The organism is Actinocrispum sp. NPDC049592, assembly GCF_040675465.1.
Taxonomy (GTDB): Bacteria; Actinomycetota; Actinomycetes; order Mycobacteriales; family Pseudonocardiaceae; genus Kibdelosporangium.
This window is the reverse complement of sequence record NZ_JBFAPA010000001.1, coordinates 968,712-992,852: the sequence shown is the minus strand read 5'-3', so window position 1 is coordinate 992,852 and position 24,141 is coordinate 968,712. Positions and strand designations below refer to the sequence as shown.

Genomic DNA, 24,141 nt, shown 5'->3' with positions numbered 1-24,141 from the left:
GTCCGAGACGATGGCCGCATGTCCTATGTGACCCGCCGCCGCGACATCACCGAACGCGCGAAGGCCATGACGCCGGACGAGCTGGCGGCGGTGTGGTCCGAGGATGCCGAGCTGGCGCTGGACCTGGCGGAGGTCGTCAACCACCTGCCGACCCTGGAACGCGGGCTGACCTCGGGCGTTGTCGCACTGCAGCTGCGGGTGGTGGCGTCGTCCAGCCTGCCTAGGCTCGATCCGGAACTGCTTCGCGAAGCGCTGCCGGACCTGCCGATGGACGTGCGGCGCAAGCTGTTCCGGCGGATCCGGTCGAAGCGGTTGTCCGCTTTGGCCGAAGCGCTGCTCGAGACCGTGCATACGACACAGGACGTCTTCGAAGCCGGAAGCCTGCTGCCGTTGTGCGGTTCGTCCACAGTGGAACGGTGGCTTCCGGTGCTCGCGCACGCGGTCAACCGGATCGCGATCGCCAAGCGCCACCCCGAGCTGATCTTGGCGCGCGCGTTCGCGGAACTGGCCGAGCTGGAGGCGTACGACACCTGGTGGCGGACCTACGGATACGCCATCGACCAGGTGGTCACCCATGACCCGGTTCGTGTGCTCGACCTGGTCGAACAGTTCCCGCCGGTGGACTGGCTGCCGTTCAGCGGTCCCTCGACGACCGTCCTGGCCAGGACCGATCCCGGCCGGTTCATCCGCCTCACCGAGGACCGCCGCTGCTCGTTGAGCAAGGCCGCGTACCTGGAACTCGCCAAGGCCAACCCGCCCGAGCTGGTCCTGCTCGGCCGCCGGACGCTTCCACCGGTGCTGAAGGCGTTGCCTCCGTCGCGGCGAGCGGAGTTCTTCGACGCCGTCCACGCCGACCTCACCATGGCCCGTTTCGACGTGCCCGAGGATGTGCTGCGGCTGTTGCCGCGCGTGCGTGCCGCCGAGGAGGCCCGCCGGATGCTCGCGATCGCCCGGGAGAAGGCCGACGAACCGCGGATCCGGCGGCTGACCGCGTTCCTGCCCTACGACGAGGGCAAGGATGCCCTGATCGACGTCACCCGGAGCGGCGAGGCGGACGACCGGGCCATCGGCTACCCGTTGCTGATCTTCTGCGCCGCCAGGGACTTTCGGCTCACCGAGCTGTTGCCATGGCTGGCCGAGCGGCTCAAGCGCGAACAGGACCCGGTGCGGATGGCCGCGCTGCAGGGTCTTGCCCAGGCCAGCCCGAAGGCGCTCGGCGATGCGCCCGAACTTGCCCAGGTCGCCACGGATGCCTTCAACGCCAGGGACTTCTCGCCGGGCACCGGTCAGGCGGTCGCCCGGGTCTGCGAGAAGTTGCTGGTGCACCACGGGTCCGCGATGGCGCTGCGGATCCTCGCCGACTGGTGGACGCGGGAGGGCTGGTACAGCCTGGGCCGGTTCGGCCAGCGCCTGCGCCGCGGCCAGGAGCACGAGGTCTTCGCCGCGCTCAGGAACACCGTGACCAAGGAGGCCGAGCAGGTCGACTTCTCGCCCGCGTTCGCCCTCACCCGCACGTTCGGCCCACGGGCCTGGGACATGCCGGAGTTGCTGGAGCTGTTGTGGAACGCGATCCCGTGGGACCTGGAGCACGCGTCCCGCGAGGCGATCAACCTCCTACTCGCCGACCCACGCCACCGCAACGACCGCGTGGCAAGGATTCTGGAGCTGGACCCGACCGCGGTGTTCGTGCCGTCGGTGCTGAACGTCCTGCAGTACTCCCGGACCGACCTGCTGGACGTCATGCTCGGCAGTGAGATTCCGGAAGGGACGTTCGCGCCGAAGAAGGTCCGGCTGATCCCGTTGGGGCTGGACGGAACCCGGTTCTGGACGCCCGCACAGCGCGCCCGCTACGCCGAGCTGGTGATGACCCTGGCCGACAGCGAGAGCCACTCGCGGGAAACAAGAGCCCGCGCGGTCCGGACACTGGGCACCATCCACGGTCCGGCCAAGCGGAACGTCCTGCGCTACCTGGATTCCGCGGACGAGCTGATCGCCCAGGCCGCGCTCGCCGTGCTGCCGGACGCCGACGACCCGGCCGAGGCCCTGGACCTGTTGTTCCAGCGGGCCTTGTCGGACAACCGCGGCCAGGCCGAGCTGACCTCGATGTACACGATCCGCCGGTGTGCCCGCCGGGTCGCGCCGAGCGCACTCGTGCCCAAGCTGCTGGCCGCGCTGGAGCAGGGCGGCCGCGTGACCGTCCGCAAGGAACTCGTCCGGCTGGCGAGTGACTTCCGGGTGCCCGGCGCCGTCCAGATCCTTCGCTCCACGTGGAACATGCCGAACCAGCACCGGGATGTCCGGGCCGCCGCGGCGTTCGCCGCACTGTCCTGGTTGGACGACCCGGAGGCGTGGGAGTTGTTGCGGGCCGCGGTGAGCGGACCGCGCGAGGTCAGCATGCAGGTGCTCCGGGTCCAGCCGTACTCGGTCGCCGAACAACACCGGGCCGGGGTGGGCGCACTGATCGCCGGGCTCGCCACCGGCCCGGACGACCGTCTGCGCGACGAATCCCTTGGAGCGCTAGGCGCCTGGACGCACTGGTACCCCGAGGCCGGCGCGATCCTCATCGCCGCCGTCACCGACCTGGGCGAACGCGCCGGCTGGGAGTCGGCCGCGATGAGTCTGACCAGCCATGTGCACACCGGCGCCGGCGCCGAGGCCGTCGTCACGACCCTGCGCACACTGCTGTCCCGTCTTGGCCCGGACGCCGAGGAGGACCGGGATCTGCCTGGCCTGCAACGTGCACGCCGGGTGGTGGAGTGGATCTCCGAGCCGTGGAACATGCACCCACCACGGCGCGAGCTCATCCTGCGTGTCGCCGACAGCCTGACCCAGGACGAGATCAGGCCTGATGCCCTGCGGTTGCGGGCCACCACCATCCGCGGCCGGTCCGCGGAGCTGATCGACGACCTGCTCGCGCTCGAACAGCTCGTCAGTGGCATGCCGCAGCTGGCCATCGCGCTGGGCCAGCAGATCCTCGACCTGCTGTGGCAGTGGGACAAGGCGATGCTCACCAAGGCCGTGCTGCGGCTCAGCGACCCCTACCTGCTGGTCACGCTGCTCAGAGCCGGCCACACGGTGGGCTGGCACGACGCCTGGCGAGCGCGGGTACGAGAACTGCGCCGGCACCCCGATCCCGGTGTGCGCGACGCAGCCCTCGCGATCACGACAGCTGTCGAATGATTACAGCACCACGTTGACCAGACGGCCGGGGACGACGATCACCTTGCGGGGCTCGTTCCCGTCCGTCAGGGCCACGATCTTCTCGTCGGCCAGCGCGGCCGCCTTGACCTCGTCCTGCGAGGCGGCCGACGGCACCACCACGCGGGACCGGACCTTGCCGTTGACCTGAACCGGGTACTCCACGGTGTCGTCGACCAGGTACTTCTCGTCGGCGACCGGGAACGGCCCGTGGATCAGCGACTCGGTGTGGCCCAGCCGCGACCACAGCTCCTCGGCGATGTGCGGGGCCAGCGGCGCCAGCATCAGCGCCAACGGCTCGGCCAGCGCGCGGGGCGTGCCCTCGGTGGCGCTGTAGGTCTTGGTGACGTGGTTGTTCAGCTCGATCAGCTTGGCGCCGGCCGTGTTGAACCGCATCGCCGCGTAGTCCTCACGGATCCCGTCGATGGCGCGGTTCAGCTGGCGCAGGTCCTCCTCGGTCGGCTCCGCGTCGGTGATCCGCACCTCGCCGGTGTGCTCGTCCACCACGTTGCGCCACAGCCGCTGCAGGAACCGTTGCGCGCCAACGACGTCCTTGGTCGCCCACGGCCGGGAGACCTCCATCGGGCCCATCGACATCTCGTAGAACCGGAAGGTGTCCGCGCCGTACGTCTCGCACATCTCGTCGGGCGTGACCACGTTCTGCTCGGTCTTGCCCATCTTGCCGTAGACCTGCGTGACCTCCTGGTCGTTGTAGAAGAACTTGCCGTCCTTCTCCACGACCTCGGCCGCGGGCACGTACTGGCCGCGCGCGTCCAGGTAGGCGTACGCCTGGATGTAGCCCTGGTTGAACAGCTTGCGGTACGGCTCCGGCCCGGTCACGTGGCCCAGGTCGAACAGCACCTTCTGCCAGAACCGCGAGTACAGCAGGTGCAGCACCGCGTGCTCGACGCCGCCGATGTACAGGTCGACGCCACCCGGGTCCTGCGGGCCGAACTGCTCGGTGCGCGGGCCCAGCCAGTAGCGCTCGTTCTCCTCGGCGACGAACCGCTCGGAGTTGGTCGGGTCCACGTACCGCAGCTGGTACCAGCAGGAACCGGCCCAGTTCGGCATGGTGTTGGTGTCCCGGCGGTAGCGGCGCTTGCCGTTGCCCAGGTCCAGCTCGACGTCCACCCACTCGGTCGCGCGCGACAGCGGCGGCGAGGGTTCGGTGTTCGCGTCCTCCGGGTCGTAGGTGGTGGGGGAGTAGTCGTCCACCTCGGGCAGTTCCAGCGGCAGCATCGACTCGGGCAGCGGGTGCGCCACGCCGTCCTCGTCGTAGACGATCGGGAACGGCTCCCCCCAGTAGCGCTGCCGGGAGAACAGCCAGTCGCGCAGCTTGTACTGGATGGTGCCGCGGCCGTGGTCGTGCTCCTCCAGCCAGGCGATGATCGTCTTCTTGGCCTCGTCGATGGCCATGCCGTCCAGGAACCCAGAGTTGATCGCCGGGCCCTCGCCGGTGTACGCGTCGCCGTCGAAGCCCTCGCTCGGCTGGACCGTGCGGATGATCGGCAGGCCGAACGCCGTCGCGAAGTCCCAGTCGCGCGCGTCCTGGCCGGGCACCGCCATGATCGCGCCGGTGCCGTAGCCCATCAGCACGTAGTCGGCGATGAAGACCGGGATCTGCTTGTTGTTGACCGGGTTGGTCGCATACGCGCCGATGAAGACGCCGGTCTTGTCCTTGTTCTCCTGACGGTCCAGTTCGGACTTCATCGACGCGGCCCGGCGGTACGCCGCAACGGCTTCCGCGGGCGTGGCCGCGCCACCGGTCCACCGGCTGTCCACATCGGACGGCCACTCGGCCGACACCAGCGAGTCGACCAGCGGGTGCTCCGGCGCCAGAACCATGTACGTCGCACCGAACAGCGTGTCCGGCCGGGTGGTGAACACCTCGATGTCCGCGCCCGCCGTGGCGAACCGGACCCGGGCGCCGTGCGAGCGGCCGATCCAGTTGCGCTGCATCGCCTTGATCTTGTCCGGCCAGTCCAGCCGGTCCAGGTCGTCGATCAGCCGGTCGGCGTACGCGGTGATCCGCATCATCCACTGGCGCAGGTTGCGGCGGAACACCGGGAAGTTGCCGCGCTCGGACCGGCCGTCGGCGGTGACCTCCTCGTTGGAGATCACCGTGCCCAGGCCGGGCACCCAGTTCACCGGCGCGTCGGACAGGTAGACCAAGCGGTAGGAGTTCAGCACGTTCTGCTGCTCGCCCGCGGTCAGCTCACACCAGTTGCGGCCGTCCGGCGTGCGGCGCTTGTCCTGCGCGAACTCGGCCACCAGCTCGGCGATCGGCCGGGCCTTGCCGGCGCGCTCGTCGTACCAGGAGTTGTAGATCTGCAGGAAGATCCACTGGGTCCAGCGGTAGTACTGCGGGTCGATGGTGGAGATCCGGCGCCGCTCGTCGTGGCCCAGCCCCAGCCTGCGGATCTGCCGCAGGTAGGTGTTGATGTTGTCCTCGGTGGTCTTGCGCGGGTGCTGGCCGGTGCGGATGGCGTACTGCTCGGCGGGCAGGCCGAACGCGTCGAAGCCCATCGTGTGCAGCACGTTGCGGCCCAGCATCCGGTAGTACCGGGCGAAGACGTCCGTACCGATGAAGCCCAGCGGGTGCCCGACGTGCAGGCCCGCGCCGGACGGGTACGGGAACATGTCCTGGACGAACATCTTGTCCTCGGGCAGTGGTCCGGCGAGCGGTCCCACGGGGTTGGGGGCGTGGTAGGAGCCGTGCTCCTCCCAGTACGCCTGCCAACGGCGTTCAATCGCTCCAGCCAGCGTGGCCGTGTACCGGTGCGCCGGTACCGCCTCCGCAGCACTCTCGCTCATCTTGCGAGTCCTTCCCTGTCGGCCCCGAACAACGCGAAACCCCTCAGCCCGCAATGGGCATGAGGGGTCGCCGCGCCAACCTGTCAGTGTGTGGTCAGCGCGGCCGGCTAAGAAGCAGGCGGGCCGTGCCCATGTCACTGAGGATAGCGGACCGCCAAAGCGACAATCTGCGTGACCTGCGTGGGGCTGAAGTTGTCGTCGCTGACCAGCAGCAGCGTGCGCTCGCCGGAGGGCAGCCGCGGGCCCCAGGTGATCCCCTCGACGTTGTCCACAGTGGACAGTTTGAGGTCGGCGAGATCGGCCAGCAGCCGTTTGTGCATGGGTTTTGCCCCGGTCAGGCTCTTGTCCAGCACGTTGGTCGCGCCCAGGGTGCTCGCCTCGAAGATCCGCACCCGGTTGCCGACACCCGTGACGAAGGAGCGTTCGACCAGCAGGAACCGGGTCGGGTCCAGCGGGTCGGCGGCGACCATGGCCGAGACGCCGGTGCTGGCGGACGCGGTCGGCGGGTTCGGGAAGGCGAAGATGGGTTCCTGCGGGTAGGCGTACTGGGCCAGGACCTGGCCGGTGCGGGCCTGGACGGTGACCCGGGACAGGGCGCCCTTCTCCTGGGTGGGCAGCGGGCCGTCCTGCAGCAGCGGCGACTCGACCGAGCTGACCACCAGCGTGCCCGCCGCCGCGTAGGACAAACCCTCGAGGACCAGGTTCTGCCGGGGGCCGGTCTCGCCGGCGGACATGTGCTCGTTCGCGGGCAGCGGCAGCTCGTTGCGGAACTTGCCGTCCCTGGTCGCGTTGCGGATCGACGGGTCGATCAGCACACCGGGCTTGCGCTCACCCTCCTGGCTCCAGGTGATCTGGCCGGTCCACGGGTCGGCCCGGATGTCCTCCGGGTCGACCCCACCGTTCGGGTACGTGGTGCCGTCGGGCTGCAGGAACGGGTGGGTCGAGGTGAAGGTGACGTCGCCGATGCCGTTCTTGGAGACGTCGATCTTGGCGGTGTAGAAGCGAGCCGGGTTGATCGCCGACCGGTCGTCGCTGATCAGGACGTACTCACCGGTCCGGGGATCGCGGTCGATCCCGGACAGCCCACCCACAGCGGTGCCCGCGAAGACGAGGCCCTTGGGAATGATCTTCTCGCCGAGCAGGCGGACGTTCGTGGTGCCCGCTGACGCGGGCGCGACCAGCAGGCCGGTCGCGGCGACGGCGGCGGCAGCAGCGGCCGCGATGAGGCGTTTCGACATGGCGTGTAGCACATCCAATGAGGGTGTCCGGCAGGTGAAGCTGACACGACACCTAACATCGGTGTCGTGATCCTTGCTTCCGTACTCGCCGCTCTTGGGGCGATTGTGGCGGTTTTAGGCCTTCTCGGGCTGGCCGAGCGGCTGCCGGTGAACCGGTTCGCCGGTGTGCGCACCGCCGCCACCCTCCGCGACGCCGACACGTTCCGGATCGGCAACCGCGTGGCCGGCCTGCCGATCATGGTCGCCGGCCTGGTCGGCGTGCTGGGCGGGGTGCTCGCGTTCGGGCTGCCCGCCGGCGGGCTGATCGCGGGCATCGTGGCCGCCGTGGGCATGGTCGCCATCGCCAGCGCGGGCGGCATGCTCGGGCACAAGGCGGCCCTCGCGGTACCCGAACCCGAGCCGGAGCTGCCCGCCGGATGCGCGGGCTGCGCATGCGGCACCTGCGGCGTCAAGAAGCTAGTTAAGTCGGACGTCCCCGGGGTGGGTGGCGAGTAGCGAGATCGGCATCCCCTGCCGCCGCAACACCCGTCCCCACAAGTCCTGGTCCGGTGAGGCCAGCACGTCGTTGGGCAACGCGGGCACCACGATCCAGTCACCCCGCTCGATCTCCCCGGCGAGCTGGTCGACATCCCACCCCGCGTACCCGGCGAACACCCGCAGCCCCTTGACCTTGGGCGCGAGCTGATCCGGGTCGGCATCAAGATCGACCAGAGCAACGGGCCCACGCACAGAAATCACCCCACTGAGCCCCGCCGCATCCTCCCCAGTCCGCAACGCGGCAAGACACAGCGCGGTCTTCTGCTCCACCGGCCCACCCACAAAAAGAGACTGCGGCTCACTCACATGCGGCCCCCACGCGGGCAGCACATCGTGCACGGGAACATCACTCGGACGGTTGAGCACGACCCCAAGAGTCCCCTCCCCACGATGGTCGATGATGTAGACCACCGTCCGGCGGAAGTTCGAGTCGAGCAGGCTCGGGGCCGCCACAAGCAGCGTTCCTGGCTCAACGTCAGCGTCGGGTCGCACGCCGCACATGATCCCACCAGCCACGGGAACAACACACGGACCGTGTACGTTGTTGCCTTGGTCGACGCGTCAACGTGTCCCCCGGGCTCAACCAAAAGAGCCTTCATGGAATACCGTCCGGCTGGAGCCATGTCGCGCCACTCGCCGTGAGGCGACCGGGCGCGTCGACCCTCGCTTCCGGGCGACCCTGCTCGGCTCCTTCGTCGCCTCGCCGGGTCGCTCGGATTATGTTGGGGGGCCGAGCCCCCCAAACCCCCCCACGTGCCGCCTTCGGCGGCGTCGCCTTCCAGCGCACCCACCTCCAGGGCTTTGGGGGCGCGTAAGCGCAACAGACCCCGGCCTCGTGTTCTGTCCCTCCCCAAGGATCCGAAGGATCCGTTGCCCTTGCCCCTCTTGGTGGTCTGCCTGTCCGGCGAGGACATCTCTTTCACCCAGCCTCAGGACGCGCCTCAACCCACCGCCGGTTATGTCCGATCCCAAGCGAGGGGTTCACCGGGGGTTTTATGTGTTGTCCAGCTGGAGCGGCCTGTCGGTTTGCTGTCTTAAGTAGGCTGGGTTTTCGTGACGGCGGTGGTCGATGAGAAGCAGCGGGTGCCAACCCGGCAGTTGTTGGCACTCTCCGAGTTCCGTCGGCTTCTCTACAGCCGGTTCGCCTCCCAGTGGGGCGACGGCCTCTTCCAGGCCGGTCTGGCCGGTGCCGTCCTGTTCAACCCCGAACGCGGCGCCGACCCCCTGACGATCGCCACCGGCTTCACCGCCATCCTGCTGCCCTACTCGATCGTCGGCCCGTTCGCGGGCGCCCTCCTCGACCGATGGGACCGCCGCCGCGTCCTCGTCGTCGCCAACATGGTCCGCGTCGGCCTGGTCCTCACGGCAGCGACCGGATTGCTGGCCGGGTTGGACAGCAAGGTCCTCTTCCTGTTCTCCCTCCTCGTCCTCGGCGTAGGCAGGTTCATCGGCGCCGGCCTGTCCGCCGCCCTCCCGCACGTCGTGCCCCAACGCAACCTCGTGCAGGCCAACTCCTTCGCGGTCACCTTCGGTGCCCTGCTGGCGGTCGTCGGGGGTGGGTGCGCGATCGGGTTGCGAAAGGTGTTCGGCGAAGGCGACTTCGGATCCGGACTCACCACCTCAGTCGCGGTCATCGGCTCGCTCCTGGCAGCGTTCTTCGCGATCAGGTTCACCAAAGGCCGCCTAGGACCGGACGAAGTAGACGAACCGGCCGGAACCGTGCTCGCCGTGGCCCGCGGACTCATCGACGGAGCCAAAGCCGCCTGGCACGCGCCCCGAGTCATCGCCAGCCTCGTCGCACTGCTGGCCCACCGGATGTCCAGCAGCGTCGCCTTGCTGATGGCCGTGCTGCTGATGCGCTACTACTTCACCGACCTGGGCCTGCTCCGCGCCGGGCTGACCGGGCTCGGCGAAATGGCCGGGATGGTCGGGCTCGGGTTGTTCACCGCCGGGGTGGTGACGCCGAGGCTGGTCAGCCGGTTCGGGCGGCAGAAGGTGATCATCGGCGCGTTGCTGCTGGCCGCGGCGACCATGCTCGGCCTGGGCACGCCGTTCACCCTGCTGGCCATGCTGTTCGCCGCGTTCCTGCTGTTCGGTGCCGGTCAGGTGATCAAGCTCTGCGTGGACTCGGCGATCCAGAGCGATGTCGGCGACGAGTCGCGCGGCCGGGTGTTCTCGCTCTACGACACGCTGTTCAACATCACGCAGGTGGTGTCGATCGCGTTGGCCGCCACCGTGGTGCCGGCCAACGGTCACTCACACGCCCTGATCATCGTCACCGTGCTGGTCTACCTGCTCGGGGTCGCCGGCTACCTCGCCGCCGCCCGCCGGGAACGGACCGCTTAGCCCCTGCGCCCGGGCCCACTCGAACAGCTCGGCGACGGCCTCGTCGTGCTCCAGCGGCCCGCGGTCCAGCCGCAGGTCCTTGAGGAACTTCCAGGCCTTGCCGACCAGCGGGCCGGCCGGGATGCCCAGCAGCCGCATGATCTCGTTGCCGTCCAGGTCCGGCCGCACCCGCGCGAGGTCCTCCTCGGCGGCCAGCCGTGCGATCCGGGCCTCCAGGTCGTCGTAGGACCGCTGCAGTGCCTGCGCCTTGCGGCGGTTGCGGGTCGTGCAGTCGGCCCGGACGAGCTTGTTCAGCCGCGCCAGCAGCGGGCCGGCGTCGGTGACGTACCGGCGCACGGCCGAGTCGGTCCACTCGCCCTTGCCGTACCCGTGGAACCGCAGGTGCAGGAACACCAGGTCGGCGACGTTCTCGATGATCTCCTTGGAGTACCGCAGCGCGCGCAAACGCTTGCGGGCCATCTTGGCGCCGACCACCTCGTGGTGGTGGAACGACACGCCCCCGCCCGGGAGGTGCCGCCGGGTGTCCGGCTTGCCGATGTCGTGCAGTAGCGCGGCCAGCCGCAGGATCAGGTCCGGCTCGGTGTCCGGCTCCTCCAGGTCGATCGCCTGCTCCAGCACGACGAGCGAGTGCTCGTAGACGTCCTTGTGCTGGTGGTGCTCGTCGATCTCCAGCCGCATGGCCGGCACCTCGGGCAGCACGTACCCGGCGATCCCGGACTCCACCAGCAGCTCGATGCCGTCGCGCGGGTGCTTGCCGCAGAGCAGCTTGGACAGCTCGGTCTGCACGCGCTCGGGCGTGATCCGGGTGATCTGCTCGGCCATCGCCGTCATCGCCTCGAAAACCCGCGGTGTCGCGGTGAAGCCGAGCTGGCTGGTGAACCGGGCGGCCCGCATCATCCGCAGCGGGTCGTCGCCGAACGACTCCTCCGGCGCCGCCGGGGTGTCCAGAACGCGCGCCGACAGCGCCTCCATGCCGCCGTACGGGTCGACGAACTGCTTGTTCGCCAGGTCCACGGCCATGGCGTTCACGGTGAAGTCCCGGCGCTTGAGGTCGTCGGTGATCGAGTCGCCGAACTTGACCTCGGGGTTGCGGGTCACGCCGTCGTAGGAGTCCGCGCGGAACGTCGTGATCTCACACATCACGCCGTTCTTCGACGCGCCGACCGTGCCGAACTCGATGCCCACGTCCCACACCGCGTCGGCCCAGCCCGACACCAGGCGCATCACCTGATCGGGTCGCGCGTTCGTGGTGAAGTCCAGGTCGTTGCCCAGCCGGCCCAGCAGCGCGTCGCGGACGCTGCCACCGACCAGGAACAGGCTCTGACCAGCCTTGGTGAACAAGGCGGTCAGCTCGTCCGCGACCGGGGAGATCCGCAGCAGTTCCACCACCGCATTCTGCTTTGCCAGCATCGTCGACACGGCGAACCAGGCTAGTTGACGTCGCCACGCCATTACGATCGAGTTCATGTCCCCGTCAGCTGGCCGTCCCAACGGCGCCCGGTCCGGGCGTCGCGGCCGGCGCCGGGGCAGGCGGCTGACCACGGTGGACGAGACCTCGGCCGGCGGCCTGGTGATCGACGAGGACCAGGTCAACGCGGTGATCATCGGCCGGCTGGACCGCAAGGGCCGGCTGCTGTGGTCGCTGCCCAAGGGGCACATCGAGGACGGCGAGACGCCCGAGCAGACCGCGGTGCGCGAGGTCAAGGAGGAGACCGGGATCACCGGCGAGGTGGTCCGGTCGCTCGGCTCGATCGACTACTGGTTCGTGGCGGAGAACCGGCGGGTGCACAAAACCGTCCACCACTACCTGCTGCTCGCCCAGTCGGGTGAGTTGTCCGATGAGGACACCGAGGTGACCGAGGTCGCCTGGGTCGCGCTGGACGATCTGGACGCCCGGCTCGCGTATGCGGACGAGCGCCGGTTGGTGCGCAAGGCCATGCAACTACTCTCCGAGAGTGCACCGGCGCCCCGTCAGGGCGACGAGGTGCCGTTCTCGGATGGCCTTGACGTGCCGAAGGGTCGAACACCATGAGTCGGGTGCGCTTCGCCACCCAAGTTTCGCTGGCGCTCGCGGCCGGCGTGATGATGCTGGTCAGCGGCCCGGTCGCGGTCGCGCAACAGCCGGGGCCGGACCCGCTGGTCGCCCCGATCGGGGTCGCGCCCGCGCCGCCCGCCGACACGCAGTCCCGGCTGAAGCTGGACATCACCCAGCTCACCCCCCGGGTGATCCGCGCCGACACGCAGTCGATCAAGGTGACCGGGCAGGTGACCAACATCGACAGCGGCAGCCGCCGGATCGACCAGCTGGAGGTCCGGCTGCAGCGCGGTGACGCGATCACCAACGAGGGCAAGCTGCGTGAGGCGATGAGCCGCCCGCCGGACACCGACACGATCCGGCCGGGGTTCACGCCGGTCACCAAGTCGCTCGAGCCGGGGGCGAGCGCGCCGTTCGAGCTCACCGTCCCGGTGGACTCGCTCAAGCTCGAGGGCCCGGGGGTGTACCCGGTCCTGATCAACGTCAACGGCCGGCCCGCGTTCGGCGGTACCGAGCGGCTGGCCGGGCTGAACGTCCTGCTGCCGGTGCTGCGCGGGGTGAACGCGCCCGCTCAGCCGTCGCGGATCACCGTGCTGTGGCCGCTGGTCGACGACCACCCGCGGGTGCTGCAGGAGACCGTCAACGGCCAGGAGGTGCTGTCCGACGACGACCTGGCGGGTTCGCTCGCGGTCGGCGGGCGGCTCTACGGGATGCTCAACGCGGTCGAGATCACCGCCGGGGCGAACCCGTCGCTGGCCTCGTCGATCTGTTTCGCGGTCGACGGCGACCTGCTGTCCACGGTCAACTCGATGTCCGACGGCTACCAGGTGCGCACCGGGGACGGGCAGACCGCGCCGGGCCGGGGCAAGGACATCGCCCAGCGCTGGCTGGCCAAGCTCAGGCAGCTCACCCGCGGCCAGTGCGTGATCGCGCTGCCGTACGCCGATGCCGACGTGACGGCGCTGTCCCGGGCCAACGCGGCCGACCTGACCAAGACCGCGGCCGAGAAGGGTATGTCGACCGTCGCCGACATCCTCAAGCCGGTCCAGCCGCAGCAGGGCGTGCTCTGGCCGCTGGACAGCACGCTGGACCAGCGCGCCCTTGCCGACATCTCCGGCAACGCGACCGTGCTGATCAACCCGGACCGGCTCAAGGGTCTGAGCGGGCAGTCGCCGTACGCGATCAGCCAGGCCAACCGCGCGGTGCCGATCGACCCGCTGGTGTCCTCCGCGCTGGCCGGCAACGCGGCCGGTCCGGTGTCGGTGCAGAGCGGCCTGGCCGCGCTGGTGTTCCGCACCGCGCTGGCCGACTCGCCGAGCCGGTCGGTGCTGATCGCGCCGCCGCGCCGGTGGACCGCCCCGGCCAGCGAGCAGCGGCTCTACCTGGAGACGGTCGGCCAGCTCTACACCGACAAGCTGGCGAACCCGCAGGTGCTGCCGGACCTGGTCAGCGCGACCGCGACCGGCACGGCGAGCGGCCTGGACTACTCGCAGCAGGACGCGGGCGCCGAGCTGCCCGCCCAGGTCACCGGCGACATCGCCCAGTCCAACGTGGTGATGCGGGACCTGGGTGACGCCATGCGCCCCGACGACACCAGCCGCAAGGACCCGGCCGACCTGATCGAACCCGTGCGGACCGGTCTGCTGCGGGCGGCGTCCGGCAGCTGGCGCGGCAACACCAACGGCGCCCTGGCGATGGCCACGAACGTGCACGACCGGCTGAACAAGCTGCGTGACCAGGTCACCGTCAGCCCGCCCGGCCAGCCGATCACGCTGGCCTCGGCGTCCAGCCCGATCCCGGTCCGGATCGGCAACGCGCTGCCGGTGGCCATGCAGGTGAAGTTCGTCATCTCGGAGAGCTCCGGGTTCCGCCCGGCCGACATCCCCGAGCGGCGGATCGCCGCGTCCAGCACCAGTACAGTGATCATCCCGGCGGAGCTGCTGCGGGCCGGGAAGTTCACCGTCGACGTCCAGCTGGCTACCCCGGGTGGTACTCCGCTGGGGATCTCCTCCCGGTTCGAGCTTTCCTCCACTTCGTACGGCACGATCACAGTGGCGGTGACCGGCGTCGCCGGCGGCGTGCTCGTGCTGCTGGCCGGCCGGCGGATCTACCGCCGGAGCAAGAAGAGCAAGAGCGAGCAGCAGGAGCAGAGCCCAGCTTGACCAGAGCGAGGACCACCGTGGCCCCCGGCGGACAGACCAACGAACCGGCGACCGCGCCCAGGCAGCAGCAGGGCGGCGGGTCGCTGGCGCGTGCCACCGGGTCGATGGCGATCGCCACGCTGGTCAGCCGGATCACCGGGTTCCTCTGGAAGATCATGCTCGCCGCGGCGGCCGGCCTGACCACGGTCAACGACTCGTTCACCGTCGCCAACACGCTGCCCAACATCGTCTTCGAGCTGCTGATCGGCGGCGTGCTCGCCAGCGTCGTCGTGCCGCTGCTGGTGCGCGCGCAGGACGACCCGGACGGTGGTGCGGCCTACACGCAACGGCTGCTGACCGTCGGGATGACGCTGCTTGCCGTCGGCACGGTCATCGCCGTCGCGTTGGCGCCGTTGTTCACCCGGCTCTACATGGACGGCTCGACCGGGACCGCGAACCCCGCGCTGGCCACCGCGTTCGCCTACCTGCTGCTGCCGGAGATCCTGTTCTACGGGCTGTTCGCGCTGCTGAGCGCGATCCTGAACGCCAAGCACATCTTCGGCCCCACCGCGTGGGCGCCGGTGATGAACAACCTCGTCGTCATGATCACCATCGGCGTCTACTGGGTGGTGCCTGGCGAGATCTCGACGAACCCGGTCCGGATGGGCGACGCGAAACTGCTGGTCCTGGGCATCGGCGTGACGCTCGGGATCGTGGTGCAGTCGCTGATGCTGATCCCCGCGCTGCGCCGGTCCGGCTTCAAGTTCCGCTGGAACTGGGGGTTCGACGAGCGGCTCAAGGAGTTCGGCGGGCTGGGGCTGTGGATCCTCGGCTACGTCGCGATCAGCCAGATCGGCCTGATCATCAGCACCCGCGTGCTGACCGCCGGTGCCGCCGGTGGTGCGTCGATCTACAGCAACGCCTGGCTGCTGTTCCAGTTGCCGTACGGCGTGATCGGTGTGTCCCTGCTGACCGCGATCATGCCCCGGCTGTCGCGCGCGGCCGCGGATGGCAACCACCGCAAGCTGATCGGCGACCTGTCCTACGCGTCCCGGCTGTCCGCGGTGATCCTGGTGCCGATCTCGGCGATCCTGACCGTCACCGGGACCTCGATCGGCATCGTGCTGTTCTCGTGGGGCCGCGGCAGCATCGCCGAGGCGACCCGGCTGGGGGACGCGCTGGCGGTGTCGGCGTTCGGGTTGCTGCCGTATGCGCTGGTCATGTTGCAGCTGCGGGTGTTCTACGCGATGAAGGACGCGCGCACGCCGACGCTGATCATGGTCGTGATGACCGCGGTGAAGATCCCGCTGCTGTACATGTGCGAGGCGCTCCTCTCGTCGGAGCACGTGGTGATCGGCGTGTTGATGGTCAACTCGTTGAGCTATGTGGTCGGCGCTGTGCTGGGCCAGGTGTGGCTGTGGGTTCGTCTGGGTCACCTCAGGACACGCAGGGTGGTAGGCGTCACGTTGTTCTCCGTGTTCGCCGGCGCGCTCGGCGTCGGCGCGGGGCTCGGGGTGGCCAAGGTGCTCGGCGGGGTACTCCCGGATTCCAACGCTGTCAGGGCTTTCCTCTCGTTGATCATCGAGGGGCTGGTGGCCGGCGTGGTGTCGTTCGGCGTGCTGACCGCGCTGCGGGTGGAGGAGCTCAAGCCGGCCACGGCCAAAATCACCCGTCTGATTCGTCGGCGCTGACCAGCGTGGCGCTCGCGGCCGAGAGGTTTCCCGTAGTCTCGTGGCGAGGTATCCGTCGCGCGGAGATTGGGTGGCGCGGAGACGGGAGAGTGCGGTGACGATCAGGAGGACCGACTACACCAACGGCGCGGCCGCCCCAGGCGTTCGCGCGACCGGTGGTGACCTGCTTCCGGGCGGGGTCATCGGCGATGGTCGATACCGTCTGCTGAACCAGTGTGGTCTGGACGCGCGTGGCAACGCGCATCTTTGGCGTGCCACCGATGGGCAGCTGCGCCGGGATGTCGCGCTGACGATCCTGGTCGGCGATCCCACCGACCGGGAGGCGACCGTCGCGGCCCGGCGCACCCTCGAACGCGCGGCCCACGCGGCCCAGTTCAGCAACCCTTCGGTCTCCCGCGTGCTGGATGTACTCGGCGTCGGGACTGGAATCGACCCCAGCGAGGGGGTCCTCGGTGTGGTCGTGGCGGACTGGTCCCAGGGCACCGACCTGGTCGACCTGATCGCCGAACACCCGTTGCCGCCCGGCACTGCGGCCCGGCTGCTTGAGCCGCTGGCCGCTGCCGTCGAACAAGGTCATCACGCGGGTCTCGTGCTCGGCGTCGACCACCCCCAACGCGTCGCTGTGGGCCCTACTGGCGCCCTGCGGCTGGCTTTCCCGGGCCCGCTGCCCCAGGCGACCCTCCAGGACGACGTCAAGGGCCTGGGCGCGGTGCTGTACCTGCTGCTCACCGGCCGGTGGGCGCTGCCTGGCGGACCGCCAACCATCCCCCTCGCCCCTCGTGACCAGCGCGGTACCCCCATCCCGCCGCACCAGCTGCGCCCGGACGTTCCGCTGCAGCTGTCGGAGCTCGCGGTCCGCGCGATCGCCGACTCGTCGATCGGTGGCATCCGCACCAGCTCGGCCCTGCTGACCCTGTTGGAGGCGGCGGCGCACCAGGCGGAGATCGAGGAGCAGACCGACCTGCTCAACCCGGTCATGCCCGGCAACGGCGGCGACGCCACGACCGTGTGGACGACAAGACCCGTCAAGGACGACGGCCGTCGCCGCAAGCTCGCCATCGGCGTCACGGCGCTGACCGTCGCCACTGTCGGTGTCCTCGCGTGGCTCGGTATGCAGCTGATCAGCCTGTTCAGCGACGGCTCGGCCACCAACACCGCCCAGCAGGTCTCGATCAGCCCGACCGCGCCGAGCAACGGCGGGCAGCAGCCGCAGGCCAACCCGCCGCCCGCGCCGAAGCCCAGCACGCCGGTCAAGCCGGACAAGGTCCAGGTCTACGCGCTCAAGGGCGATGACAAGGACAACTCCGGGTCGATCCGGCGGCTGACCGACGGCAACCCGAAGACCATCTGGAAGACCGCCACCTACAAGCAGCCGTTCCCCGCCTCGCGCGAGGGCATCGGCATCATGGTCAGCTTCGAGCAAGCCACCAAGCTCGCTCAGCTCACGGTCGACTCGCCGAGCGACGGCACCGTCCTGGAGATCCGGTCCGCCCCCTCGCTGGACGCGAAACTCGACGAGACCAAGGTGATCGGCACCGGCACCCTCGTCGACGGGAAGACCGACATCCCGATCAGCGCGCCGGAACCGACCCAGTTCGTGCTGGTGTGGATCACCAAACTGGGCGGCTCGGGCAAGGAAAACCTCAGCCAGTTCCGGGACCTGACCTTCGCGAGCGCGCAATAACCCCTGGACCGGGTAGAGATTTCCCAGTCGATAGGGTGTGTGGCGTGACCGCCGCAGCAAGTTCGGACGCCGACCTGATCGCGTCCCATGCCGCCGGGGATCCACACGCGTTCGCAGAGCTCGTCCGCCGTCACCGGGACCGGATGTGGGCGGTGGCACTGCGTACCCTGCGGGACCCGGAGGAGGCCGCGGACGCGCTGCAGGAGGCGTTCATCTCGGCGTTCCGGGCGGCCGGCTCGTTCCGGGCGGAGTCGCAGGTGACCACCTGGCTGCACCGGATCGTGGTGAACGCCTGCCTGGACCGTGTGCGGCGCCGGCAGGCCCGCCCGACCGTCCCGCTGCCCGAGACCGGCCCGGCCGAGCCGGTGGCCGCCGGTGACGCGATGGCCGAGCGCGAGACCAGCCTGGTGGTGAGCAACGCGCTGGCCGAGTTGTCCGAGGAGCAGCGGGTGCCGATCATGCTCGTCGACGTCGAGGGCTACTCGGTGGCCGAGACGGCGAAGATGCTGGGGATCGCCGAGGGCACGGTGAAGAGCCGCTGTGCCCGGGGCAGGGCCAAGCTGGCCAAAGTTCTGGGCCATCTGCGGAACCCGAGTGCAGATGCGAACGTCCCAGGTGACGCAACTGACACGCGCGATGGGCGTCCACGGCGTCACTGGGAGGGGACATGACGGGCATCGAACGGGGGAGCGGCGGTCCGCCGTGGTCGGTCGACCTGCTCGCCGACCTCCAGGCCGGTGCGCTCGACCCCGGGGCCGCCGCCCAGCTGTGGCCCCAGGTGAACGCGGACCCCGAGGCCAGGGCGATCCTGGCCGCACTGGAGGCGACCCAGGCCGATCTGCGTGAGTTCGCGATGGCACCGGCCCCGCCGATGCCCGCGCACTTCGCGGCCCGGCTGGACGCGGCGATCGCCGCCGAGTCACAGGTCCGGTCCCAGGCGCACGCTCCGCAGCCGCAGCCGGCGCCGAACGTGGTCAGCCTCGACGAGGCCCGCAAGCGCCGTAACCGCAGGCTGGGCTGGGGTGCCGGGTTTCTCGCCGCGGCGGCCGCCGCGGTAGGCATCGCGTTCGCCGCGATCCCGAGCACCACACCAGGCTCTTCGGTCGCCGGTCCACCGACTGGCGGCACGAGTTCCGCGGCTCAGGACCCGCTGACCTTCAAGTCGGAGGATCTGGGCCAGCCCCAGCTCGAGGCGGCCAAGGGCAAGAACGACTACGGCCCGTTCGAGGACAAGGCCAAGCTCGCGGCGTGTTTCGAGGCCAACGGCATCAAGGCGACCGCCGAACCGCTCGGCGCCCGTCAGGTGACCGTGGACGGCAAGAAGGGCACGCTGCTGGTCCTCGTGCGCGGCGCGGGCCAGTTCCGGCTGATCGTGGTCGGACCGGACTGCGGTCCGGGCACCCCGTCGAAACTGGCCGACAAGAACATCTGAGGCTTTGCCGCAGGCCGGGGCCCGTTCCCAGAACGGGTCCCGTTCTCGCATGTTTGGCAACGCGTGCTCGCCGTCACCCGGTAGGTGTGGAACAACCGGCCCCTACGATCGTGTTGACAAGGGTGTACCTGGCGGCGAGTCGGAGGACAAATGGCTGAAGTCCGTAACCTGATCATCATCGGTTCCGGCCCGGCGGGCTACACGGCCGCCGTGTATGCGGCGCGTGCGCAGCTGTCCCCGCTGGTTTTCGAGGGCACCCAGTTCGGTGGCGCGTTGATGACCACCACCGAGGTCGAGAACTACCCGGGTTTCCGTGACGGGATCATGGGCCCCGAGCTGATGGAGCAGATGCGCGCCCAGGCCGAGCGGTTCGGCGCGGAGCTGCGTGCCGAGGACGTCGAGTCGGTCGAGCTGGACGGCCCGGTCAAGTACGTCACGGCCAACGGCGTGCGTTATGCGGCGCGTGCCGTCGTCCTCGCGATGGGCGCCGCGGCCCGGTACCTGCACGTTCCGGGCGAGCAGACGCTGCTCGGCCGTGGTGTGTCGGCGTGTGCCACCTGTGACGGGTTCTTCTTCCGTGACCACGACATCGTGGTCGTCGGCGGCGGCGACTCCGCCATGGAGGAGGCGACCTTCCTGACCAAGTTCGGCAAGACCGTGACCATCGTGCACCGCCGCGACGAGTTCCGTGCGTCGCGGATCATGCTGGATCGGGCGAAGGCGAACGAGAAGATCAAGTGGCGGACCAACGCCGAGGTCGTCGAGGTGCTCGGTGAGGACAAGGTCACCGGCGTGCGCATTCGTGACACCCGGACGGGTGAGGAGAGCGTGCTCGACGCGACCGGCATGTTCGTCGCGATCGGCCACGACCCGCGCAGTGACTTGGTGGCCGGCCAGGTCGACACCGACGAGGACGGCTACGTGCGGGTGAAGGACCAGAGCACCTACACCAACCTCCCGGGCGTGTTCGCCGCCGGTGACCTGGTGGACCACACCTACCGGCAGGCCATCACCGCGGCCGGCTCCGGATGCGCCGCCGCCATCGATGCGGAACGCTGGCTCGCCGAGCACGGCGAGCAGCACGCCCACATGACCCCCGAACTCGTCGGTGGCGGTTACGCCCCGGCCCAGGGCTAGGACAGGAGAACGAAGTTGAGCACCAACACCGTGACCGTGACGGACAAGTCCTTCACCGAGGACGTCCTGCAGAGCGACAAGCCAGTGCTCGTGGACTTCTGGGCGACCTGGTGCGGGCCGTGCCGCATGGTCGCGCCGGTGCTCGAGGAGATCGCCGCCGAGCACGCCGAGAAGATCACCGTCGCCAAGCTGGACATCGACGCCAACCCGGGCATCGCCCGTGACTACCAGATCATGTCGGTGCCGACCATGATCGTCTTCCAGGGCGGCCGCCCGGTGAAGCAGATCGTGGGCGCCAAGCCCAAGGCGGCGCTGCTCAACGACCTGGCCGACTACGTCGGCTGACCTGAACGGCGCAAGCAACCTCGACCCGGGGCCCGGACGTCTACTCCTTGTGAGTTGACCGGCCCCGGGTCGTGTTATGCGTCACACTATTCAGGTAGGTCCGGTCACCGGCCGGACGCGGCATGTGACCCTGCGCGGGATCGGGACCGGGGCAGGGCACAATAGGCGCCTAGCACAAGCAGAATTCGTAGGTTTCCTCTGAACCTGAGTGAGGGGTGCATGCGGGAACTCCGCCGCGGTGACGCCGGACCGGCCGTAGCCGAGGTGCGGGCCACGCTCGCCACGCTGGGCCTGTTGCCTTCGGCCAACGGCGATGGTGAGACGGCCCAGTTCGACCTCCCACTCGAGCATGCCGTCCGGGCGTTCCAGCAACAGCGTGGGCTGATCACGGACGGCATCGTGGGCCCGGCCACCTACCAGGCCCTGCGGGACGCGACCTACCGGCTCGGCGGCCGCCCGCTGGCCTACCTCGTGTCGGCGCCAGTGAGCGGTGACGACGTCCTGGAGCTGCAGGAGCGGCTGCTGCAGCTGGGCTACAACGCCGGCCGGCCCAACGGGGTCTTCGGCGCCCAGACCGAGCTGGCGCTGCGGGACTTCCAGCGCGACTACGGGCTGACGGTCGACGGCATGTGCGGTACCGAGACCGTCCGGGCGTTCGGCCGGCTGTCCCCGCGGGCCAGCGGCGGCCGCCCGGTGCTGCTGCGCGAGCAGGAGCAGGTCCGCATGGCCGGGCCGCGGCTGCGTGGCAAGCGGATCGTCATCGACCCAGGTCACGGCGCCGAGGACACCGGCGTCTCGGTGGACGGCATCCGTGAGGCGGACCTGATGTGGGACCTGGCCCGCCGGCTGGAGGGCCGGATGGTGGCCACCGGCATGGAGGCCATGCTGTCCCGCGGCCCCGACCAGTGCCCGACCGAGGCCGACCGGGCGAACTTCGCCAACGAGGCCGGCGGCGACGTGTTCATCTCGCTGCACTGCGACAAGAACGCCTCGGCCCAGGCCGCGGGCGTGGCGACGTTCTTCTTCGGCGCGGGCACGAACGGCTCGTCCAGCCTCGGTGAGGCGCTCGCCGGGTTCATCCAGCGCGAGCTGACCGTGCGCACGGGCATGCAGAACTGCCGTACCCACGCCAAGACCTGGGACTCGCTGCGGCTGACCCGTTGCCCCGCCGTCCGGGTCGAGATCGGTTACCTGACCAACCCGGGTGACCGGGCGCGGCTGTCCGATCCGGCGTTCCGCGACATCGTCGCCGAGGGCATCCTCGTCTCGGTCAAGCGGCTGTACCTGCTGGGTGAGGGCGACCAGCCGACCGGCACGTTCAGCTTCGCCGACCTGATGCGCCACGAGCTGGCCACCAGCTGAAACACCTGCGAAAAGGGCCCCCGGAAGCGTCCGGGGGCCCTTTTCGTTGGCTCAGCGTTGGTAGACGGGGCTCGCGGTGGTCACCGAGACGGTGCCCAGCAGCCGCTCCAGGGCCGCCTCCACGTCTTCCTTCCACGTGATGGCGCTGCGCAGCTCGAGGCGCATCCGGGGCCACAGGGCGTGCGGGCGGACGGTCTTGAAGCCTACGCAGGCCAGGAACTCGGACGGCACGACGCAGCTGTTCTCCTCGTCCGGCTTGGCGTTGCCGAACGCCTCCACGGCCTTCACCCCGCGGCGGGTGAGGTCCTTGGCCACGGCCTGGACGAGCATCCGGCCCAGCCCGCCGCCGCGGAACTCGGGCAGCACGTAGAAACCGGTCAGCATCACGGCGTCCGCGCTGATCGGGGATGTCGGGAAGGCCAGCGAACGGGGGACGGCGTTGGGCGGGGCGTAGAGCACGAACCCGACCGGCAGCTTGTCGGAGTAGACGATCCGGCCGCAGGAGCCCCACTCCAGCAGCACGCTGGAGACCCAGGCCTCCTTCTCCAGCTCGGTCTCACCGAAGGCCTCGGCCTGCTCCTTCAGGTGCGGGGCCAGCTCCCAGAACACGCAGCCCCTCGAGTGCTTGGGGAGGTGATCCAGGTTGTCCAGCGTGATGCCGACGACGCGTCGCGACACCCAACCTCCCCGAGCAGTGGCCGAACGAAAGCGGGCGTGGTTCGTTACGCCACACCCGGCTTTCAGGATAGGTGTATGTGACGAGCGCCGGAAGCGTCAGGCCCTGATCGAGGCCAGAGTTACACTCACTTGACTGACGAACGAGGTGGCACATGCACTCGGAGGAATCGCTCGAAGGCAACAGAGGCCTGCCCTCTGCGCCTTCGGCCGGCCAGAATCTCGATCCGCACCTGCGTCGTTACGCGGCGCGAGCGGCGGGCATGACGGCATCCGAGGTGCGAGCGCTCTTCGCCGTCGCGAGCCGGCCCGAAGTGGTCTCCCTCGCCGGCGGCATGCCGAACCTGGCCGCGTTGCCCCTCGACTCCATCGCGGCGGAGGTCGCGGGCCTGATCGCCTCGGAAGGCATGACCGCGCTGCAGTACGGCTCGGCGCACGGGTATCCGTTGCTGCGTGAGCAGATCTGCGACGTGATGGCGCTGGAAGGCGTCACCGGGCACCCGGATGACATCGTGGTCACCGTCGGCTCGCAGATGGCGCTCGACCTGGTGACCCGGATCTTCTGCGACCCGGGCGACATCGTGATCGCCGAGGGACCGTCCTATGTGGGCGCTTTGGGCACGTTCGCGGCCTACCAGGCCAACGTGGTGCACGTGGCGATGGACGGCGAGGGCCTCGTCCCGGAGGCGCTCCGGCAGGCGCTGGCGGCCGCCGCGGCACGGGGCCAGCGGGTCAAATTCCTTTACACCATCCCGAATTTCCACAACCCGGCCGGCATCACCCTCGCGGTGGCGCGGCGCGCGGAGATCCTCGAGATCTGCCGCCAGGCGGGTGTGCTGGTGATCGAGGACAACCCGTACGGGCTGCTCGGGTTCGACGGGCAGACCTACCCGGCGCTGCGCTCGATGGACCCGGACAACGTGATCTACCTCGGCTCGTTCTCCAAGACGTTCGCCTCCGGCCTGCGGGTCGGCTGGGCGCTCGCGCCGCACGCGGTGCGCGAAAAGCTTGTGCTGGCAGCGGAAGCGACCACGTTGTGCCCGCCGATGCTGAACCAGATGATCGTGTCCCGGTTCCTGGCGACACACGACTGGAAGGGCCAGATCAAGTCGTTCCAGCTGATGTACCAGGAGCGGCGGGACGCGCTGCTGGGTGCGCTGGAGCAGCACATGCCCGCGGGCTGCACGTGGACCAAGCCGGACGGCGGGTTCTTCGTGTGGATGACCGTGCCGGAAGGCATTGACACCAAAGCGATGCAGCCCCGGGCGGTGACCGCGCGGGTGGCGTACGTGCCGGGCACCGGGTTCTACGCGGACGGGTTCGGCAGCCGCCAGATGCGGTTGTCGTTCTGCTACCCCACCCCCGAGCGGCTGCGTGAGGGCGTGCGCAGGCTCGCGGTGGTGCTGGAGCAGGAACTGGAGCTGTACCGGACCTTCGGGCCGGTGGCACAGCACCGGATCACGTCCGGCCCGCAGACCCCCGCGCCGGACACGGCATAATCCCGGA

Annotated in this window: 18 protein-coding genes; 13 read left to right on the top strand and 5 right to left on the bottom strand. The window is 69.6% G+C overall.

Annotated features, from left to right (window positions below):
- Positions 1-18: 18 nt before the first annotated feature.
- The gene (locus AB0J95_RS04710) at positions 19-3,180 is read left to right on the top strand and encodes a hypothetical protein (protein WP_364752285.1); all 3,162 of its coding nucleotides are present in this window, start codon (positions 19-21) and stop codon (positions 3,178-3,180) included.
- Here the strand turns inward: AB0J95_RS04710 and leuS are convergent, their stop codons facing one another.
- Both leuS and AB0J95_RS04700 read right to left on the bottom strand, forming a co-directional pair.
- Positions 3,181-6,012, bottom strand: coding sequence for a leucine--tRNA ligase (gene leuS, locus AB0J95_RS04705; RefSeq protein WP_364752283.1), 2,832 nt, complete (start codon positions 6,010-6,012; stop codon positions 3,181-3,183).
- 134 nt (positions 6,013-6,146) lie between these two features.
- On the bottom strand, positions 6,147-7,250 hold the full coding sequence (locus AB0J95_RS04700; protein WP_364752280.1) for an esterase-like activity of phytase family protein: 1,104 nt from the start codon (positions 7,248-7,250) through the stop codon (positions 6,147-6,149).
- Positions 7,251-7,316: 66 nt separating this feature from the next.
- Between AB0J95_RS04700 and AB0J95_RS04695 the strand changes: the two genes are divergently transcribed.
- Positions 7,317-7,745: an SdpI family protein gene (locus tag AB0J95_RS04695; protein ID WP_364752277.1), complete on the top strand. Its 429-nt coding sequence runs from the start codon at positions 7,317-7,319 to the stop codon at positions 7,743-7,745.
- Here AB0J95_RS04695 and AB0J95_RS04690 read toward each other — a convergent pair.
- Positions 7,707-8,288: a YqgE/AlgH family protein gene (locus AB0J95_RS04690; RefSeq protein WP_364752275.1), complete on the bottom strand. Its 582-nt coding sequence runs from the start codon at positions 8,286-8,288 to the stop codon at positions 7,707-7,709. The two genes, AB0J95_RS04695 and AB0J95_RS04690, sit on opposite strands and share 39 nt — an antisense overlap.
- A gap of 552 nt (positions 8,289-8,840) precedes the next feature.
- Between AB0J95_RS04690 and AB0J95_RS04685 the strand changes: the two genes are divergently transcribed.
- On the top strand, positions 8,841-10,133 hold the full coding sequence (locus tag AB0J95_RS04685; protein WP_364752272.1) for an MFS transporter: 1,293 nt from the start codon (positions 8,841-8,843) through the stop codon (positions 10,131-10,133).
- On the opposite strand, the gene AB0J95_RS04680 is transcribed toward AB0J95_RS04685, so the two are convergent.
- On the bottom strand, positions 10,044-11,543 hold the full coding sequence (locus AB0J95_RS04680) for a CCA tRNA nucleotidyltransferase (RefSeq protein WP_364753483.1): 1,500 nt from the start codon (positions 11,541-11,543) through the stop codon (positions 10,044-10,046). The genes AB0J95_RS04685 and AB0J95_RS04680 overlap by 90 nt on opposite strands.
- 55 nt (positions 11,544-11,598) lie before the next feature.
- Here AB0J95_RS04680 and AB0J95_RS04675 point away from each other — a divergent pair, with 55 nt between their 5' ends.
- The 9 genes from AB0J95_RS04675 (at position 11,599) to AB0J95_RS04635 (ending at position 21,960) form a co-directional block, all read left to right on the top strand.
- Positions 11,599-12,165 carry an NUDIX hydrolase gene (locus AB0J95_RS04675; protein ID WP_364752269.1) on the top strand — a complete coding sequence of 189 codons (567 nt, stop codon included), beginning with the start codon at positions 11,599-11,601 and terminating at the stop codon, positions 12,163-12,165.
- Complete coding sequence (locus AB0J95_RS04670) at positions 12,162-14,330, top strand: DUF6049 family protein (RefSeq protein ID WP_364752266.1); 2,169 nt, start codon at positions 12,162-12,164, stop codon at positions 14,328-14,330. Before AB0J95_RS04675 ends, AB0J95_RS04670 begins: the two co-directional genes overlap by 4 nt.
- Positions 14,327-16,000 carry a murein biosynthesis integral membrane protein MurJ gene (gene murJ, locus AB0J95_RS04665; RefSeq protein ID WP_364752263.1) on the top strand — a complete coding sequence of 558 codons (1,674 nt, stop codon included), beginning with the start codon at positions 14,327-14,329 and terminating at the stop codon, positions 15,998-16,000. Before AB0J95_RS04670 ends, murJ begins: the two co-directional genes overlap by 4 nt.
- A 94-nt stretch (positions 16,001-16,094) precedes the next feature.
- Positions 16,095-17,684: a protein kinase family protein gene (locus AB0J95_RS04660; RefSeq protein WP_364752260.1), complete on the top strand. Its 1,590-nt coding sequence runs from the start codon at positions 16,095-16,097 to the stop codon at positions 17,682-17,684.
- Positions 17,685-17,728: 44 nt separating this feature from the next.
- On the top strand, positions 17,729-18,355 hold the full coding sequence (gene sigM / locus AB0J95_RS04655; protein ID WP_364752258.1) for an RNA polymerase sigma factor SigM: 627 nt from the start codon (positions 17,729-17,731) through the stop codon (positions 18,353-18,355).
- Positions 18,352-19,116, top strand: coding sequence for a hypothetical protein (locus AB0J95_RS04650; RefSeq protein ID WP_364752256.1), 765 nt, complete (start codon positions 18,352-18,354; stop codon positions 19,114-19,116). The genes sigM and AB0J95_RS04650 overlap by 4 nt, the downstream gene beginning before the upstream one ends.
- A 150-nt stretch (positions 19,117-19,266) precedes the next feature.
- Entirely contained in the window at positions 19,267-20,253 is a 987-nt protein-coding gene (trxB, locus tag AB0J95_RS04645) for a thioredoxin-disulfide reductase (RefSeq protein ID WP_364752253.1), read from the top strand.
- 15 nt (positions 20,254-20,268) lie between these two features.
- The gene (gene trxA, locus AB0J95_RS04640) at positions 20,269-20,598 is read left to right on the top strand and encodes a thioredoxin (RefSeq protein ID WP_364752250.1); all 330 of its coding nucleotides are present in this window, start codon (positions 20,269-20,271) and stop codon (positions 20,596-20,598) included.
- 219 nt (positions 20,599-20,817) lie between these two features.
- Positions 20,818-21,960: an N-acetylmuramoyl-L-alanine amidase gene (locus AB0J95_RS04635; RefSeq protein WP_364752248.1), complete on the top strand. Its 1,143-nt coding sequence runs from the start codon at positions 20,818-20,820 to the stop codon at positions 21,958-21,960.
- Between the two features lie 51 nt (positions 21,961-22,011).
- Here AB0J95_RS04635 and AB0J95_RS04630 read toward each other — a convergent pair whose 3' ends face one another.
- Entirely contained in the window at positions 22,012-22,638 is a 627-nt protein-coding gene (locus tag AB0J95_RS04630) for a GNAT family N-acetyltransferase (protein WP_364752245.1), read from the bottom strand.
- A gap of 152 nt (positions 22,639-22,790) precedes the next feature.
- On the opposite strand from AB0J95_RS04630, the gene AB0J95_RS04625 reads away from it, so the two are divergent.
- Entirely contained in the window at positions 22,791-24,134 is a 1,344-nt protein-coding gene (locus AB0J95_RS04625; RefSeq protein ID WP_364752243.1) for a PLP-dependent aminotransferase family protein, read from the top strand.
- Positions 24,135-24,141: the final 7 nt, after the last annotated feature.